Origin of the sequence: Microbacterium sp. ProA8 (assembly GCF_039905635.1) — a bacterium.
Taxonomy (GTDB): domain Bacteria; phylum Actinomycetota; class Actinomycetes; order Actinomycetales; family Microbacteriaceae; genus Microbacterium; species Microbacterium chionoecetis.
Map to the genome: position 1 here is coordinate 1,678,291 of NZ_CP157000.1, position 14,482 is coordinate 1,692,772.

The following is a 14,482-nucleotide window of genomic DNA, read 5'->3' on the forward strand; positions in this document are numbered from 1 at the left end:
AGTTTTCGATGCCTGAGCCAGGAGCCATGAACGATTTCGCGTCCACACCCAAACTCGTCCTCCTGCCCGCCGTCGACGTCGCCGACGGCAAGGCCGTCCGCCTGACGCAGGGCGAGGCGGGCACCGAGACGAGCTACGGCGATCCCGTCGACGCCGCGCTGGACTTCGCGCGGCAGGGCGCCGAGTGGATCCACCTCGTCGACCTCGACGCCGCGTTCGGCCGCGGCAGCAACGCGGGGGTCCTCCGCAAGGTCATCAAGCAGGTCAAGGGCGTGCAGGTCGAGCTGTCGGGCGGAATCCGCGACGACCGCACGCTCGAGGCGGCGCTCGAGAGCGGCGCGTCCCGCATCAACCTGGGCACCGCGGCGCTCGAGAACCCCGAATGGGCCGCGGACGTGATCGGTCGCTACGGCGACGCGATCGCCGTGGGTCTCGACGTGCGCGGCACCACGCTCGCCGCCCGCGGCTGGACGCGCGAGGGCGGCGACCTGTGGACGGTCCTCGACCGGCTCGAGTCGGCGGGCTGCAGCCGCTACGTGGTCACCGACGTCACCAAGGACGGCACCCTTCAGGGCCCGAACCTCGACCTGCTGCGGGAGCTCACCGCGCGCACGCCGAAGCCGATCGTGGCGTCGGGCGGCGTGTCGAGCCTCGACGACATCGTGGCGCTCCGCGACCTCGTCCCGCTCGGCGTAGAGGGCGCGATCGTGGGCAAGGCGCTGTACGCCGGCGCGTTCACGCTCGCCGAGGCGCTGGATGTCGCCGGATACTGACCCTCACGCCGCCGGTCACGGCCACGCGCACGGCCACGGACCGGGCGGCGACTCCGCGGGCGTGCCCTGGGAGGGACGCAGCTTCCAGGCGAACCCGCATGCCTCGGACGACGGCTCCGCGGACCCCGCGCTCCTCGCCGCGCTCATGGCGTTCCGCGCCGGTGCGGGCGGCCAGCGCGAGGTGATCGACGCCTACCGCTCTGCGCGGCTGCTGATCCCGCTCGTCGCCGAGAAGGGCGAGCACGGCATCGGCGCGCACGGCCTCGAAGTCGACAAGACGCAGGAGCTGTCGATCGTCACCGTCGCCGCGCCCGACGGGCGTCGCGTGCTGCCGGTCTTCTCGTCGGTCGAAGCGATGCGGCGATGGGATGCCGCGGCCCGGCCGGTTCCCGCCGACGGCGTCCGCACTGCGCTGTCGGCCGCCGCCGACGACACCGACCTCATCGTGCTCGACCCGGGATCGCACACCGAGTTCGTCATCCGTCGCCCGGCGGTCTGGGCGATCGGCCGAGGGCAGCCCTGGGAGCCGAGCTTCCTCTCGCCCGAGGTGTTCACCGGCCTCCAGGACAGCGTCGGGGGAGAGCTCGCTGTCATCGACCTCTCCGTGGAGCCCGGGGATCCCGACGCCCGCCTGCGCGGGCCCGAGCTCGTGGTGCGCCTGCACCTCATGGACGGACTCGAGAAGGCCGAGCTCGATGCGGTGCTGGCGCGGCTCGCGGCGCGCTGGGCTGCCGACGACCGCATCGCGGTGCTCGTCGACTCGCTCACCGTGAAGCTCGTCCGGGCCTGAGACGCGACGCATCTCACGGCACACTTCGCCGCTCGCCGGCAGGGGACGCTTGCGGCGCGCCCCGCAGCGGCGGATGATCGGCTCCGCGGAGGTGGCTCGATGGACGACGATGCGATGGACGAGTCCGCGACGGACGACCCCTATCGAAGCGCGTTGGAGGCCGCGCACGACCGCGCGCTGAGCTGGCTGGATTCGCTCGCCGAGCGCCCGATCCGGCCGGAGCTCGATGTCGATGGCGTGCTGGGGCGGCTCGACGTCCGCCTCGGCGATCAGAGCACGGACCCGCGTGCCGTCGTCGAGGAGCTGGCCGCGGCATCCGAGCCCGGACTGATGGCGATGGGTTCGCCGCGCTTCTACGGCTTCGTGATCGGGGGGACCTATCCGGCCGCGCTGGCGGCCGACTGGCTCGTGTCGGCGTGGGACCAGAACACCGGATCGCGGCAGCCCACGCCGGCGACCGCCGCGGTCGAGGAAATCGCGGGCGCGTGGTTGCTCGACCTGCTCGGTCTCCCGCGCGAGAGCGGCGTCGGATTCGTCACGGGCGGGACGATGGCCAACTTCTCGTGTCTGGTCACCGCCCGGGATTCGGTCCTGCGCCGAGCGGGAGCGGATCCCGCACGGGGGCTGCAGCACGCCCCGCCGATCCGCTTCCTGGCTGGCGACGCCGTCCACACCTCGATGGTGCTGGCGGGCCGGCTCGCCGGTCTCGGCGCGCCGACGACCGTCGGGGCCGACAGCGAGGGCCGCATCGACGTCGTCGGGCTCGAGCGCGCGCTGGCCCGGGGCGACGGCCCGGCGATCGTCGCGCTCCAGGCGGGTGACGTCCACTCCGGGGCATTCGACGACTTCGCCGCTGCGGTCGGCGTCGCCCACGGTGCAGGGGCGTGGGTGCACGTCGACGGCGCGTTCGGCCTCTGGGCGGCCGCCAGTCCGCGGCTGCGGCACCTGGTCGCCGGGCTCGCGGACGCCGACTCGTGGGCGACCGATGCGCACAAGACCCTCAATGTGCCCTACGACTGCGGGGTGGCGATCGTCCGCGACGAGGCCGCCATGGCCGCCGCGCTCGGCGCGCATGCGGCGTACCTTCCGGCGGTGGCCAGCATCTCCGACCCCTACGACCGCACACCCGAGCTCTCCCGTCGCGCCCGCGGGGTCCCGGTGTGGGCGGCGCTGCGGTCGGTCGGCAGGGCGGGCGTCGTGGGTCTGGTCGAAGGGCTGGCGGATGCCGCGACCGGCCTCGCGACCGGGTTCGAGGGCATCGCGGGCCTCGAGGTGCTCAACGACGTCGTCTTCACCCAGGTGTGCGTGGCCGCGCCGACGGACGCCGAGACGGCGGCGCTGGGGGAGTGGCTGCGCGAGGAGGGCACGGTGTGGGCGTCGTCCTCGACGTGGCGAGGTCGCACCGTGGTGCGCTTCGCCGTGAGCAACCGCGGCACCGACGCCGAGGCGGTGCGCCGGACGGTCGACGCCGTGGCGCGCGGCGTGGCCGCGCTGGGCATCGACGGGCGAGCCGGCATCGCGCGTCCCCCGGGCTAGCTAGCTGTGCTGTCCAGGCAGGTTGGTCAATCTGCTGATGGGTGGGTGGCCGCCGATCGCGGTGTGGGGCCTGTGGTGATTGTAGGAGTGCAGCCAGGTCGGGAGCGCGTTGCGGCGGGCTGACTCGGAGTTGTAGTGCCGTGAGTAGGCCCAGCCGTCGGCGAGCGTGCGGTGGAATCGTTCGATCTTCCCGTTCGTCTGTGGCCGGTAGGGGCGTGTGCGTTTCGGTCGAATGCTGAGTTCGGCGCAGGCGTCCCGCCAAGCGAAGGAGCGGTACGCGGAGCCGTTGTCGGAGAGGACGCGCTCGACGGTGACGCCGCGGGCAGCGAACCAGCCGACCGCGCGTCGCAGAACAGCGACGGCTGTGGCTGCGGTCTCGTCGTCGTGGATCTCGGCGTAGGCGACGCGGGAGTGGTCGTCGATGACGGTGTGGATGAACGCTGTCCCGGTGACCATGTCGCCGGCGATGCCACGTCTTCCGGTCCGTTTGGCGGTGACCGCTCGGTTGCGGTCGCCTTGGAACCGGCCGACGTAGCGCCACCCGCCGCCGTCGGGGATGTTGCCGAGCTTCTTCACGTCGACGTGGATCAACGAGCCGGGATGCTCGTGCTCGTAGCGGCGGGCGGGCTCGCCGGTGCGAACGTCGACGTGGCTGAGCCGATTCACCCGGCAACGCGTCAGGATCGCATGGACGGTCGACGCCGGCATCCCCAGCTGAGCGCCGATTCCGACCGGACCGAGCCGCTTCTTCCACCGCAGATGCACGACCTTCCGCACCACCGGCCGGGGCGTCCTGTTCGGACTCGAGTGCGGCCTGGAGGAGCGGTCCTGCATCCCCGCCTCACCCATCTCGACATAGCGGCGCGCCCACCGTTCCGCGGTCCGCCACGACACCCGGAAGTAGCTCGCAGCCGCAGCGACGGACCAGCCGTCATCGACGACCTGTCGGGCGAGCCGGAGGCGTTGGCGAGGGGTCAGCGCAGCGTTAGCGTGGGTCACGAGGACCTCCTTGGTCTCGAGTGCGGGAACTAGACAGCTCCACTCTCGACCGGGAGGTCCTCACCCGTCTATCGCGTCACACCTCAACCAACGTCCCTGGGCAGCACAGCTAGCGGGCGCTGATCAGGTGGTCCGTGTCCCGAAATCCGCCGTGTGGACGCCCGTTCGCGGCCGAATCCGGAACATGAAGGCTGGAAAGTGGGACACGGGGGCGGGGGTGGTCAGGTGACCGGGCCCGTCCACTTCTCGCCCGGACCCTTGCCGATCGGGTCGGGAATCACGGATGCCTCGCGGAAGGCGAGCTGCACCGAGCGCAGCCCGTCGCGCAGCGAGCGGGCGTGCATGTCGCTGATCTCCGGGGCGCCGGCCGTGATGAGGCCGGCCAGGGCGTTGATGAGCTTGCGGGCCTCGTCGAGGTCGGTCTGCGTCGCGGGATCGTCGGCGAGCCCGACCTTGACGGCGGCGGCGCTCAGCAGGTGCACGGCGGCGGTCGTGATGACCTCGACGGCCGGCACCTCGGCGATGTCGCGCGAGGCCGATGCGGCCGCACGCTCCTGCTCCTCCCAGCGGGCCTGACGCTCGGCATCCACCGCCGTCGTGCTCGTCGTTTCGCCGTCCTGGTCTCGAATCGTGTCCACGCCGTTCTCTCTGATAGACTGCTGCGGTCTCCGGTGCGTTCTGTACCGGATCGGAAAGTGGATCACATCCCACCCGCGCTTGCCGTTCCAGGCTACCGGGTCATGCACTCCGCCCCGACCGTCCTGCGGCCACGCAGATACGGGAGGGGTAGCCGCCAGGGCAACCGCGCGGGAGCTCCGTCACCGGAGAGGGTGCAGGAAGTCGGCGCTCGAAGCGTCTGACGGGTGGAGTGGATCTTCCTCCGCCCGCGACATGAACATGTGTCGCGGTGGTCCAGCCCATAAACCCAAGGAGTTCCGCATCAGCGATCCCCGCACCAACGACCGCATCCGCGTCCCCGAGGTCCGCCTCGTCGGACCCGCGGGTGAGCAGGTCGGCGTCGTCCGCATCGAGGTGGCGCTGCGCCTGGCCCAGGAGGCCGACCTCGATCTCGTCGAGGTGGCCCCGAACTCGAAGCCCCCCGTGGTCAAGATCATGGACTACGGCAAGTTCAAGTACGAGGCTGCGCAGAAGGCCAAGGAAGCGCGTCGCAATCAGGCGAACACCGTCCTCAAGGAGGTCCGGTTCCGTCTGAAGATCGAGGCCCACGACTACATCACCAAGCTCAAGCGCGCCGAGGGCTTCCTCCAGGCGGGCGACAAGGTCAAGGCGATGATCCTGTTCCGTGGCCGCGAGCAGTCGCGCCCCGAGCAGGGTGTCCGTCTCCTCCGCAAGTTCGCGGAAGACGTCGCCGAGTTCGGCACGGTCGAGTCGAACCCGACGATCGACGGCCGCAACATGGTGATGGTGGTCGCCCCGCACAAGAACAAGTCCGAGGTGAAGACCGAGCAGAACGCGCAGCGTGCCGCCAACAAGGAGGCAGCGCGTTCCGCCCGCACCGGCAGTGGCCCGCAGGGCGACGCCGACTCGGGCAGCTCCGACACCGCAGCCGAGACCCCGGCCGCCGAGTCCGAGACCGCCACGGCCGAATAGGCCCCCACACACTCCCGCACCGCGGGATACCGACTCCCGCCTGGGCGGGAAGTGAAACGAAGGAAGAAGAGATGCCGAAGCAGAAGACCCACTCGGGCGCCAAGAAGCGCTTCAAGGTCACAGGCAGCGGGAAGCTCATGAAGCAGCAGGCGAACCTTCGCCACAACTTCGAGGGCAAGTCCAGCCGCCGCACCCGTCGCCTGTCGCAGGAGCAGGTCCTCGCGAAGGGCGACGCCAAGGTCGCCAAGAAGCTCCTCGGTATCTGAGCGCCGACGCAGGAATAGGAATCAATCGAAATGGCTAGAGTCAAGCGGGCCGTCAACGCCCACAAGAAGCGTCGCGTCATCCTCGAGCGCGCCTCCGGTTACCGGGGCCAGCGCTCGCGTCTGTACCGCAAGGCGAAGGAGCAGGTCACCCACTCGCTCGTCTACGCGTACCGCGACCGTCGCAAGCGCAAGGGCGACTTCCGCCGTCTGTGGATCCAGCGCATCAACGCCGCTGCCCGTCAGAACGGCATCACGTACAACCGCTTCATCCAGGGCCTCGGCCTCGCGGGTGTGCAGGTCGACCGTCGCATGCTCGCCGAGCTCGCGGTGAACGAGCCCAAGACGTTCGCGTCGCTCGTCCAGACCGCCAAGAAGGCGCTGCCCGAGAACGTCAACGCTCCGAAGAGCGCCTGACCCGCGGCATCCGCTGTCTCGAAAGAGGCGCCCTCCTCACGGAGGGCGCCTCTTTTCGTCTCGCCGGGGTGCCGGTTCGTGCAGAATGCGTGCCGGGGGACGGATGCCGCGACCCTAGACTGATGCCGTGCTCGAGAACCCTCGCTCTCCGCGTGTCCGCGCCGTCGCGAAGCTGACCAAGCGCAGCGCGCGGCAGGAGACCGGGCTCTTCCTCCTCGAAGGTCCGCAGGCCGCGCGCGAGGCGCTCGCGTACCGGCCCGACACCCTCGTGGAGCTGTTCGCGACGCCGTCGGCGCTCGAGAGGCATGCCGACGTGCGCGATGCCGCGAAGGATGCCGGCCTCGAGGTCGTCTACACGACCGAGGCCGTGCTCGACGCGATGGCCGACACGGTGACGCCGCAGGGGATCGTCGCGGTGGCACGGCAGTCGCCCACGTCGCTGCGCGACATCTTCGCGGCCGAGCCCCGGCTCGTCGCGATCTGCGAGGAGGTCCGCGACCCGGGCAACCTCGGCACCATCATCCGCGCGGCCGACGCCGCGGGAGCGGACGCCGTCATCCTCACCGGTCGCACCGTCGACCCGTACAACCCGAAGGTGGTGCGCGCCACGACCGGTTCGCTCTTCCACGTTCCGGTCGCCGTCGGCGTCGACCTCGCCTCGGCCGTCGAGAAGGCCCGGGCCGCCGGCGTGCGCGTCATCGCCGCCGACGTCGGGGGAGGCGACTTCCTCGCCGCAAGAGACGTGCTCGCCGAGCCGACCGCCTGGCTCTTCGGCAACGAGGCCCGCGGTCTGGACGACGAGGCGCTGGCGCTCGTCGACCTCTCGCTGCGGCTGCCGATCTTCGGCGCCGCGGAATCGCTGAACCTGGCGACGGCCGCCAGCGTGTGCCTCTACGAGACCGCGTTCGCGCAGCGCGCCGCCGGCTGAGCGGCGCGCGTTCCGACCCTGTTACGGAACGGTAAAGGCTCGCGGGTCCACTGGCAGTGTGTCGCCGCTCGCCCCTAGGGTGAGGGACATGGCGACACCTGATGCCCCGGCGCCGGCGCCCCGGACTTCCAACATCTCGGTGCGACGAGGTGAGCCGCTCGTGGTCGTGGATCACGTCGACAAGCACTTCGGCGACCTGCACGTCCTGAAGGACATCAACACGGTGGTCAATCGCGGCGAAGTCGTCGTCGTCATCGGCCCCTCCGGATCCGGCAAGTCGACGCTCTGCCGTGCGATCAACCGACTCGAGACGATCGACTCGGGCAAGATCACGATCGACGGCCACCCGCTGCCGGAAGAGGGCAAGGCGCTCGCGCACCTGCGCGCCGATGTCGGCATGGTGTTCCAGTCCTTCAACCTCTTCGCGCACAAGACCGTGCTCGAGAACGTCACGCTCGGGCCGATCCGTGTACGAGGCATGAAGAAGAAGGATGCCGACGACAAGGCGATGCAGCTGCTCGACCGCGTCGGCGTGGCCAACCAGGCCAAGAAGATGCCCAGCCAGCTCTCCGGCGGGCAGCAGCAGCGTGTCGCCATCGCGCGATCGCTCGCGATGACGCCCAAGCTGATCCTGATGGACGAGCCTACGAGCGCGCTCGACCCCGAAATGATCAACGAGGTGCTCGACGTGATGATCGGTCTCGCGGCCGACGGCATGACCATGATCGTCGTCACGCACGAGATGGGCTTCGCCCGCAAGGCGGCCGACCGCGTCCTCTTCATGGCCGACGGCGCGATCGTCGAAGAGGCGACGCCCGAGGAGTTCTTCACGAATCCGCAGAGCGAGAGGGCGAAGGACTTCCTGTCCAAGATCCTCGAGCACTGATCCGCACGTCCGGCCGTCGCAGCAATACGGCCGGGATCCGAGAGGCCGTCACGAGCGGTCCCCACAGCAAAGGACGAAAACATGAAGCGAATGCGACTTCCGCTGATCGCGCTGGCAGCAGCCGGCGCGCTCGCGCTGTCGGCGTGCGCCACCGGTGGCACCCCGGGCGGCGAAGAGACGACGACCCCTGAGCCCGAGCCCACGTTCGAGGCCGGCACGACGATGGCAGAGCTCGCCGAGGCAGGCTCGATCACCATCGGCACCAAGTTCGACCAGCCGCTGTTCGGTCTGATGGGACCGTCGGGTGTGCCGGAGGGCTTCGACGTCGAGATCGGCAAGATCATCGCGTCCGAGCTCGGCATCGCCGAAGACGACATCGAGTGGAAGGAATCGGTCTCCGCCAACCGCGAGCCGTTCATCCAGAACGGCGAGGTCGACATCGTCATCGCGACGTACACCATCAACGACAAGCGCAAGGAGGTCGTCTCCTTCGCGGGCCCGTACTACATGGCCGGACAGTCGATCCTGGTGCTCGCGGACAACGAGGACATCGAGAGCGAAGACGACCTGGTCGGACAGCCGGTGTGCTCCGTGACGGGCTCCACGCCCGCTGCCAAGCTCGCCGAGCTCGGCGCGGAGCCGGTGCTGACCGACACGTACTCGAACTGCCTCGAGCCGCTGCGCAACGGGCAGGTCGTCGCCGTCTCGACCGACAACGTCATCCTCGCCGGCCTGGCCGCGCAGAACGAGGGCGAGTTCAAGGTCGTCGGAGAGCCCTTCACCGAGGAGCCCTACGGCATCGGACTGGCGCTCGAAGACACCGAGTTCCGCGACTGGATCAACGACGTGCTGGAAGAGGCGTACGAGGACGGCCGCTACGAAGAGGCATGGAACTCGACGGCCGGCACAGTGCTGCCCTTCGTCGACCCGCCGACGCCCGATCGCTACTGACGATCATCGCCGACCCGGTCCGTCCACGAGGCGGACCGGGTCGGCGTCAGCCCCCGTACCACGAGCAAGGAAGGAGAGCCCATGGAGCAGCTCTGGTCGCTGATGCCGACGTTCCTCGAAGGCTTCCGCGTGACGCTCATCCTCCTGCTGGTGTCGGGAGTGAGCGCGCTGGTGCTCGGCACCGTCATCGCTGCGATGCGGATCTCACCCGTCGGCGCGCTGCGCGGGTTCGCCGCGTTCTGGACCGAGATCGCGCGGAACACCCCGCTCACCCTGGTGTTCTTCTTCACCGCATTCGTGATGCCGATGCTCGGTCTTCGTGCTCCGTACCTCCTTCTGGCATTCGTCGCACTGACCTACTACACCTCCCCGTTCGTGGCCGAAGCCCTCCGCTCGGGCATCAACGGGGTACCACTGGGTCAGGCCGAGGCTGCGCGCAGCATCGGCCTCGCGTTCGGGCAGACGGTCTCACTGGTCGTGCTTCCACAGGCTTTCCGGATGACGATCCCGCCGCTCATCAACGTCTTCATCGCCCTCACGAAGAACACGTCCGTCGCCGGCGGCTTCTTCGTCGTCGAGCTCTTCGCCACCACGCGGCAGCTGGCGAACGACAACGGCAACATCGTGATCCCGATCCTCCTCACCGCCGCCGCCTTGTACCTCGTCATCACCATCCCCCTCGGCTTCCTGGCCGGCCGACTCGAGAAGCGCTGGGTGGTGAAGCGATGAGCACGTCCGTCCTGTTCGACGCGCCGGGGCCGCGCGCGCGCCGGTTCTCACTGATCCTCTCGCTGGTCTCGCTGGTGCTCATCGCGGCACTGGCCGTGTGGGTCTTCATGCTGCTGGCCGCCCCGAGGGAGTCGGGAGGCATCACGCTTCCCGGCATGTTCGACGCGAGCCGGTGGGACATCTTCGCCGATCCCGAGGTCTGGGCCTCGATCGGCCGCGGCGTGATCGCCACACTCCAGGCGGCGGCTGTCGCGGCTGTCGGCGCGATCATCCTCGGCATCCTCTTCTCGCTGCTGAGAAGCTCGGCCATCGGCTGGGTACGCGTACCGACGGCGTGGCTCATCGAGTTCCTGCGCGGCATGCCCGTGCTGCTGATGATGCTGTTCATCCTGCTCGTCGCTTCCACGGGTGCCTTCTGGGCCGTCGTCATCGCGCTCATCCTCTACAACGGCACGCTCATCGGTGAGATCCTGCGCGCCGGCCTGGTCGCCCTCCCGCGCGGTCAGCGCGAGGCGGCGCTGAGCGTGGGAATGCGCGAGTTCCAGTCGAAGATGCTCGTGGAGTTCCCGCAGGCATTCCGGCAGATGCTGCCGATCATCGTCGCCCAGTTGGTCGTCCTGCTGAAGGACACCTCGCTCGGCTACATCGTGGGCTACAACGAGATCATCCGTAACAACATGAACAACCTGCTGAGCTTCTTCGGCAACCGGTACATGTTCTCGATGTTCGTCGTGACGCTCGCGATCTACCTCGTCATCAACCTCTCGCTCTCGTGGTTCGCGCGCTGGCTGGCGCGGCGGACCGCAAGCGGGACCGGCAAAGCGCGTCGCGGCAAGGCGATCGATCCGATGAACCCCGCTGCGCTCCTCGAGGTGGAGGCGAAAGCGGACCTCATGGCGGCGAACAAGGGACTCGGCCGGCACGACGGCACCGCGGTATAGCGTCGGGCCGGGGCACTGCGCCGCCGTCGGTAGACTCGACTCTCGTGTCAGACGCTCCCGAGAACACCGAGATCACGCCCGAGGCGGTGAACGCCGCCGTCGACGCCGCCCTCGCCGCGATCGCCGGCTCGGCCGACACCGCGGCGTTGAAGGCCGCACGGTCCGCGCACGCCGCCGAGGGCTCGCCGCTGGCGAAGCTCAACGCGCGCCTGCGCGACGTGCCGAACGACAAGAAGGCCGAGTTCGGCAAGCTCGTCGGGCAGGCCCGCGGCCGGGTGAACCAGGCGTTCGCAGCACGCGAAGCGGAGCTCGCCGCGGCGGAGACCGCCGCTCAGCTCGAGGCAGAGCGCGTGGACATCACCGCCTTGGCCGCCCGCGCGCGCGTCGGGGCGCGGCATCCGATCTCCCTGCTCCAGGAGCAGATCGCCGACATCTTCGTAGGCATGGGCTGGGAGATCGCGGAGGGCCCCGAGCTCGAGCACGAGTGGTTCAACTTCGACGCGCTGAACTTCGACGTCGACCACCCGGCGCGTCAGATGCAGGACACGTTCTTCGTCGACCCGGTGGAGCGCCACCTCGTCATGCGCACGCACACGAGCCCTGTCCAGGTGCGCTCGATGCTCGAGCGCGACCTGCCGCTCTATGTGCTGTGCCCCGGTCGCGTCTACCGCACCGACGAGTACGACGCGACGCACCTGCCGGTATTCACCCAGTTCGAGGGCATCGTCGTCGACAAGGGCATCACCATGGCGAACCTCAAGGGCACGCTCGACCACGCCGCCAAGGTGCTGTTCGGCCCCGAGGCGAAGACGCGGTTCCGGGCGAACTTCTTCCCCTTCACCGAGCCGTCCGCCGAGCTCGACCTCTGGCACCCCACGTTCAAGGGCGGCGCCCGGTGGATCGAGTGGGGCGGTTGCGGCATGATCAACCCGAACGTGCTCCGCGCCGCCGGGATCGACCCTGAGGAGTACTCGGGCTTCGCATTCGGCATGGGCGTCGAGCGGACGCTCATGTTCCGCAGCGATGTCCAGGACATGCGCGACATGGCCGAGGGCGATGTCCGCTTCAGCGAGCAGTTCGGAATGGTGGTCTGATGCGCGTCCCGCTCTCATGGTTGCGTGAGTACGTCGACGTTCCGGCGGATGCCTCGCCCGAGGACGTCCTCGCGGCGCTCGTGCGCGTCGGCTTCGAAGAGGAGGACGTCCACCGCTTCGAGCTGCAGGGTCCCATCGTCGTCGGCGAGGTGCTCGAGTTCGTCGAGGAGCCGCAGTCCAACGGCAAGACGATCCGCTGGTGCCAGGTGCGCGTCGCGCCTGAGGGCGAGACGGCGGCCGACGGCGGCGACGCCGTGCACGGCATCGTCTGCGGCGCCCGCAACTTCTTCGCCGGCGACAAGGTCGTGGTGACGCTTCCGGGCGCCGTGCTTCCGGGACCGTTCCCGATCGCCGCGCGCAAGACGTACGGTCACGTGTCGGACGGCATGATCGCCTCCGCCCGCGAGCTTGGGCTGGGGGAGGAGCACAACGGCATCCTGCGCCTCGTCGAGCTCGGCATCGACGCGCCCGTCGGCACCGACGCGATCTCGCTGCTGGGCCTCGACGATGTCGCCGTCGAGATCAACGTCACCCCCGACCGCGGCTATGCGCTGTCGATCCGCGGTGTCGCCCGCGAGTACTCGCACTCGACGGGCGCGGCGTTCCGCGACCCCGCGGAGCGACCGTGGGACGAGGTCGCGCCGGGGCAGGGCTTCACCGTCACCGCGGAGGACCTCGCCCCGATCCGCGGTCGTGCGGGCGTCACCGAGTTCGTGGCGCGCGTCGTGCGCGACGTCGACCCGACGAAGCCCACGCCGGCATGGATGATCGCGCGCCTGTCGCTCGCGGGCATCCGTTCGCTCGGCATCCTGATCGACATCACCAACTACGTGATGCTCGAGCTCGGCCAGCCCATCCACGGCTACGACCTCGACAAGCTGCAGGGCGGGATCACGGTGCGCCGCGCCACTGCCGGCGAGAAGCTCGAGACGCTCGACGGCAAGGTGCGCACGCTCCACCCCGAAGACCTGCTGATCACGGACGATTCCGGGCCGATCGGTCTGGCCGGTGTCATGGGCGGCGGCGCCACCGAGATGGGCGACGCGACGCGCAACGTGCTCATCGAGGCTGCGACGTTCGACACCGTGTCGATCGCCCGCACGGCTCGTCGGCACAAGCTGCCCAGCGAGGCCTCCCGTCGCTTCGAACGCGGCGTCGACCCCCTCGTGCCCTTCGTCGCCGCGCGCCGCGTGGCCGACCTGATGGAGGAATACGCCGGCGGCACGAGCGACGACGCCTACGGCGCCGCGCTCTTCGCCGAGGTGTTCATGCCCGGCATCGAGCTTCCGCCGCTTTTCGTCCAGCACCTCATCGGCGTCGACTACACGCCCGGGCAGATCGAGGCGGCGCTGCGCCTCATCGGCTGCGAGGTCGTGCCCAACGAGGATGACGCCGCCGGCTGGCAGGTCATCCCGCCGTCGTGGCGCCCCGACCTCACCGACAAGTGGACGCTCGCCGAGGAGGTCGCCCGCATCGAGGGCTACGACCGCATCCCGTCGGTGCTGCCGCTGCCGCCGTCGGGTCGCGGCCTGACCCCCGCCCAGCAGGGACGGAGCCGGGTGGCCAACGCGCTCGCCGCCGCCGGCTACGTCGAGACGCCGTCCTTCGGATTCACCACTGAGGAGCAGAACGACCTGCACGGCTCGCCTTCCGGCGCGCACGTGCCCAGCATCAAGCTCGCCAACCCGCTCGACGGTCAGTCGCCGTTCCTGCGCCGCTCGCTCGTGCCGGGGCTGCTGCAGGTCGCGCACCGCAACGTGTCGCGCGGGCTGACCGATCTCTCGCTATTCGAAACCGGCGTCGTGTTCCTCCCCGAACCCGGCGTGCAGTACGGCACGCCGCACGTCCCGCCGTTGGCGGTGCGGCCGGATGCCGCCAGCCTCGCCGAACTCGACGCATCGATCCCGCCGCAGCGCCGGCACATCGCGGTGCTGCTCACCGGCAACCTCGTGGCCAAGCAGCCCGGCGTCGCGCCGGTGACCGCCGGCCTCGGCGACGCGCTCGACGCCGTCCGGACCATCGCCGCCGCCGCGGGCGTCACGATCGACGTCGTGCAGGGCGAGCGAGCGGCGCTGCACCCCGGCCGCACCGGCGTGCTGTCGGTCGCCGCGACCACCTCGTCGGCCCCCGTCGAGGTGGGCTACGTCGGCGAGCTGCTGCCGGCGGTGGCCGAGGCATCCGATCTTCCCGGTCGTGTGATCGTCGCCGAACTCGATCTCGATCTCGTGCTGTCGCTGGCGGGTGAGAAGGTCGTCGCCGCGTCGCTGTCGGGCTTCCCCGCCGCGACCCAGGACGTGTCGCTCGTGCTGCAGGCCGACGTGCCGGCCGCCGAGGTGCAGGCGGCGCTCGCCGAGGGCGCGGGGGACCTGCTGGAGTCCGTGCGGCTGGTGGACGACTACCGCGGCCCGGGAGTGCCCGAGGGGCAGAAGAGCCTGACGTTCGCGCTGCGCTTCCGCGCCGTGGACCGCACCCTCACGGCCGCCGAGGCGACCGAGGCCAAGCTGGCCGGCGTCGCCGTGGCATCCGAGCGCTTCGGAGCGACGCTGCGCGAGTAAGCGCCCCGC

General features: G+C 69.9%; 15 protein-coding genes. 13 read left to right on the top strand and 2 right to left on the bottom strand.

What is annotated here, in order from left to right; translation table 11 throughout:
* The first annotated feature begins 26 nt into the window (after positions 1-26).
* From priA to ABG085_RS07180, 3 genes are all read left to right on the top strand, one after another.
* Complete coding sequence (gene priA / locus ABG085_RS07170) at positions 27-773, top strand: bifunctional 1-(5-phosphoribosyl)-5-((5-phosphoribosylamino)methylideneamino)imidazole-4-carboxamide isomerase/phosphoribosylanthranilate isomerase PriA (RefSeq protein WP_347978717.1); 747 nt, start codon at positions 27-29, stop codon at positions 771-773.
* Positions 757-1,563, top strand: a complete 807-nt coding sequence (locus ABG085_RS07175; RefSeq protein ID WP_347978718.1) for an SseB family protein — start codon at positions 757-759, stop codon at positions 1,561-1,563. Before priA ends, ABG085_RS07175 begins: the two co-directional genes overlap by 17 nt.
* Before the next feature lie 99 nt (positions 1,564-1,662).
* Positions 1,663-3,099 carry a pyridoxal-dependent decarboxylase gene (locus ABG085_RS07180; protein ID WP_347978719.1) on the top strand — a complete coding sequence of 479 codons (1,437 nt, stop codon included), beginning with the start codon at positions 1,663-1,665 and terminating at the stop codon, positions 3,097-3,099.
* Here ABG085_RS07180 and ABG085_RS07185 read toward each other — a convergent pair whose 3' ends face one another.
* Both ABG085_RS07185 and ABG085_RS07190 read right to left on the bottom strand, forming a co-directional pair.
* Entirely contained in the window at positions 3,100-4,098 is a 999-nt protein-coding gene (locus tag ABG085_RS07185; protein WP_347976106.1) for an IS481 family transposase, read from the bottom strand.
* Between the two features lie 221 nt (positions 4,099-4,319).
* Positions 4,320-4,688 carry a DUF1844 domain-containing protein gene (locus tag ABG085_RS07190; RefSeq protein WP_163620451.1) on the bottom strand — a complete coding sequence of 123 codons (369 nt, stop codon included), beginning with the start codon at positions 4,686-4,688 and terminating at the stop codon, positions 4,320-4,322.
* 301 nt (positions 4,689-4,989) lie between these two features.
* Here ABG085_RS07190 and infC point away from each other — a divergent pair, with 301 nt between their 5' ends.
* The 10 genes from infC to pheT all read left to right on the top strand — a co-directional run bounded on the left by infC (position 4,990) and on the right by pheT (position 14,473).
* The gene (infC, locus tag ABG085_RS07195; RefSeq protein WP_347978720.1) at positions 4,990-5,709 is read left to right on the top strand and encodes a translation initiation factor IF-3; all 720 of its coding nucleotides are present in this window, start codon (positions 4,990-4,992) and stop codon (positions 5,707-5,709) included.
* A gap of 71 nt (positions 5,710-5,780) precedes the next feature.
* The gene (gene rpmI, locus ABG085_RS07200; RefSeq protein WP_163620411.1) at positions 5,781-5,975 is read left to right on the top strand and encodes a 50S ribosomal protein L35; all 195 of its coding nucleotides are present in this window, start codon (positions 5,781-5,783) and stop codon (positions 5,973-5,975) included.
* Positions 5,976-6,005: 30 nt separating this feature from the next.
* Complete coding sequence (rplT, locus tag ABG085_RS07205) at positions 6,006-6,389, top strand: 50S ribosomal protein L20 (protein WP_045297244.1); 384 nt, start codon at positions 6,006-6,008, stop codon at positions 6,387-6,389.
* 127 nt (positions 6,390-6,516) lie between these two features.
* Positions 6,517-7,317 carry an RNA methyltransferase gene (locus ABG085_RS07210; protein ID WP_347978721.1) on the top strand — a complete coding sequence of 267 codons (801 nt, stop codon included), beginning with the start codon at positions 6,517-6,519 and terminating at the stop codon, positions 7,315-7,317.
* Between the two features lie 88 nt (positions 7,318-7,405).
* Positions 7,406-8,203, top strand: a complete 798-nt coding sequence (locus ABG085_RS07215; protein ID WP_347978722.1) for an amino acid ABC transporter ATP-binding protein — start codon at positions 7,406-7,408, stop codon at positions 8,201-8,203.
* Between the two features lie 81 nt (positions 8,204-8,284).
* Positions 8,285-9,154 (top strand): glutamate ABC transporter substrate-binding protein, encoded by an 870-nt coding sequence (locus tag ABG085_RS07220; RefSeq protein WP_347978723.1) that lies wholly within the window; start codon positions 8,285-8,287, stop codon positions 9,152-9,154.
* An 81-nt stretch (positions 9,155-9,235) separates the two neighbouring features.
* On the top strand, positions 9,236-9,883 hold the full coding sequence (locus ABG085_RS07225; protein WP_347978724.1) for an amino acid ABC transporter permease: 648 nt from the start codon (positions 9,236-9,238) through the stop codon (positions 9,881-9,883).
* Complete coding sequence (locus ABG085_RS07230) at positions 9,880-10,824, top strand: amino acid ABC transporter permease (RefSeq protein WP_347978725.1); 945 nt, start codon at positions 9,880-9,882, stop codon at positions 10,822-10,824. The genes ABG085_RS07225 and ABG085_RS07230 overlap by 4 nt, the downstream gene beginning before the upstream one ends.
* Positions 10,825-10,868: 44 nt before the next feature.
* Positions 10,869-11,918, top strand: coding sequence for a phenylalanine--tRNA ligase subunit alpha (gene pheS, locus ABG085_RS07235; protein ID WP_347978726.1), 1,050 nt, complete (start codon positions 10,869-10,871; stop codon positions 11,916-11,918).
* Positions 11,918-14,473 (top strand): phenylalanine--tRNA ligase subunit beta, encoded by a 2,556-nt coding sequence (gene pheT / locus ABG085_RS07240; protein WP_347978727.1) that lies wholly within the window; start codon positions 11,918-11,920, stop codon positions 14,471-14,473. Before pheS ends, pheT begins: the two co-directional genes overlap by 1 nt.
* Positions 14,474-14,482: the final 9 nt, after the last annotated feature.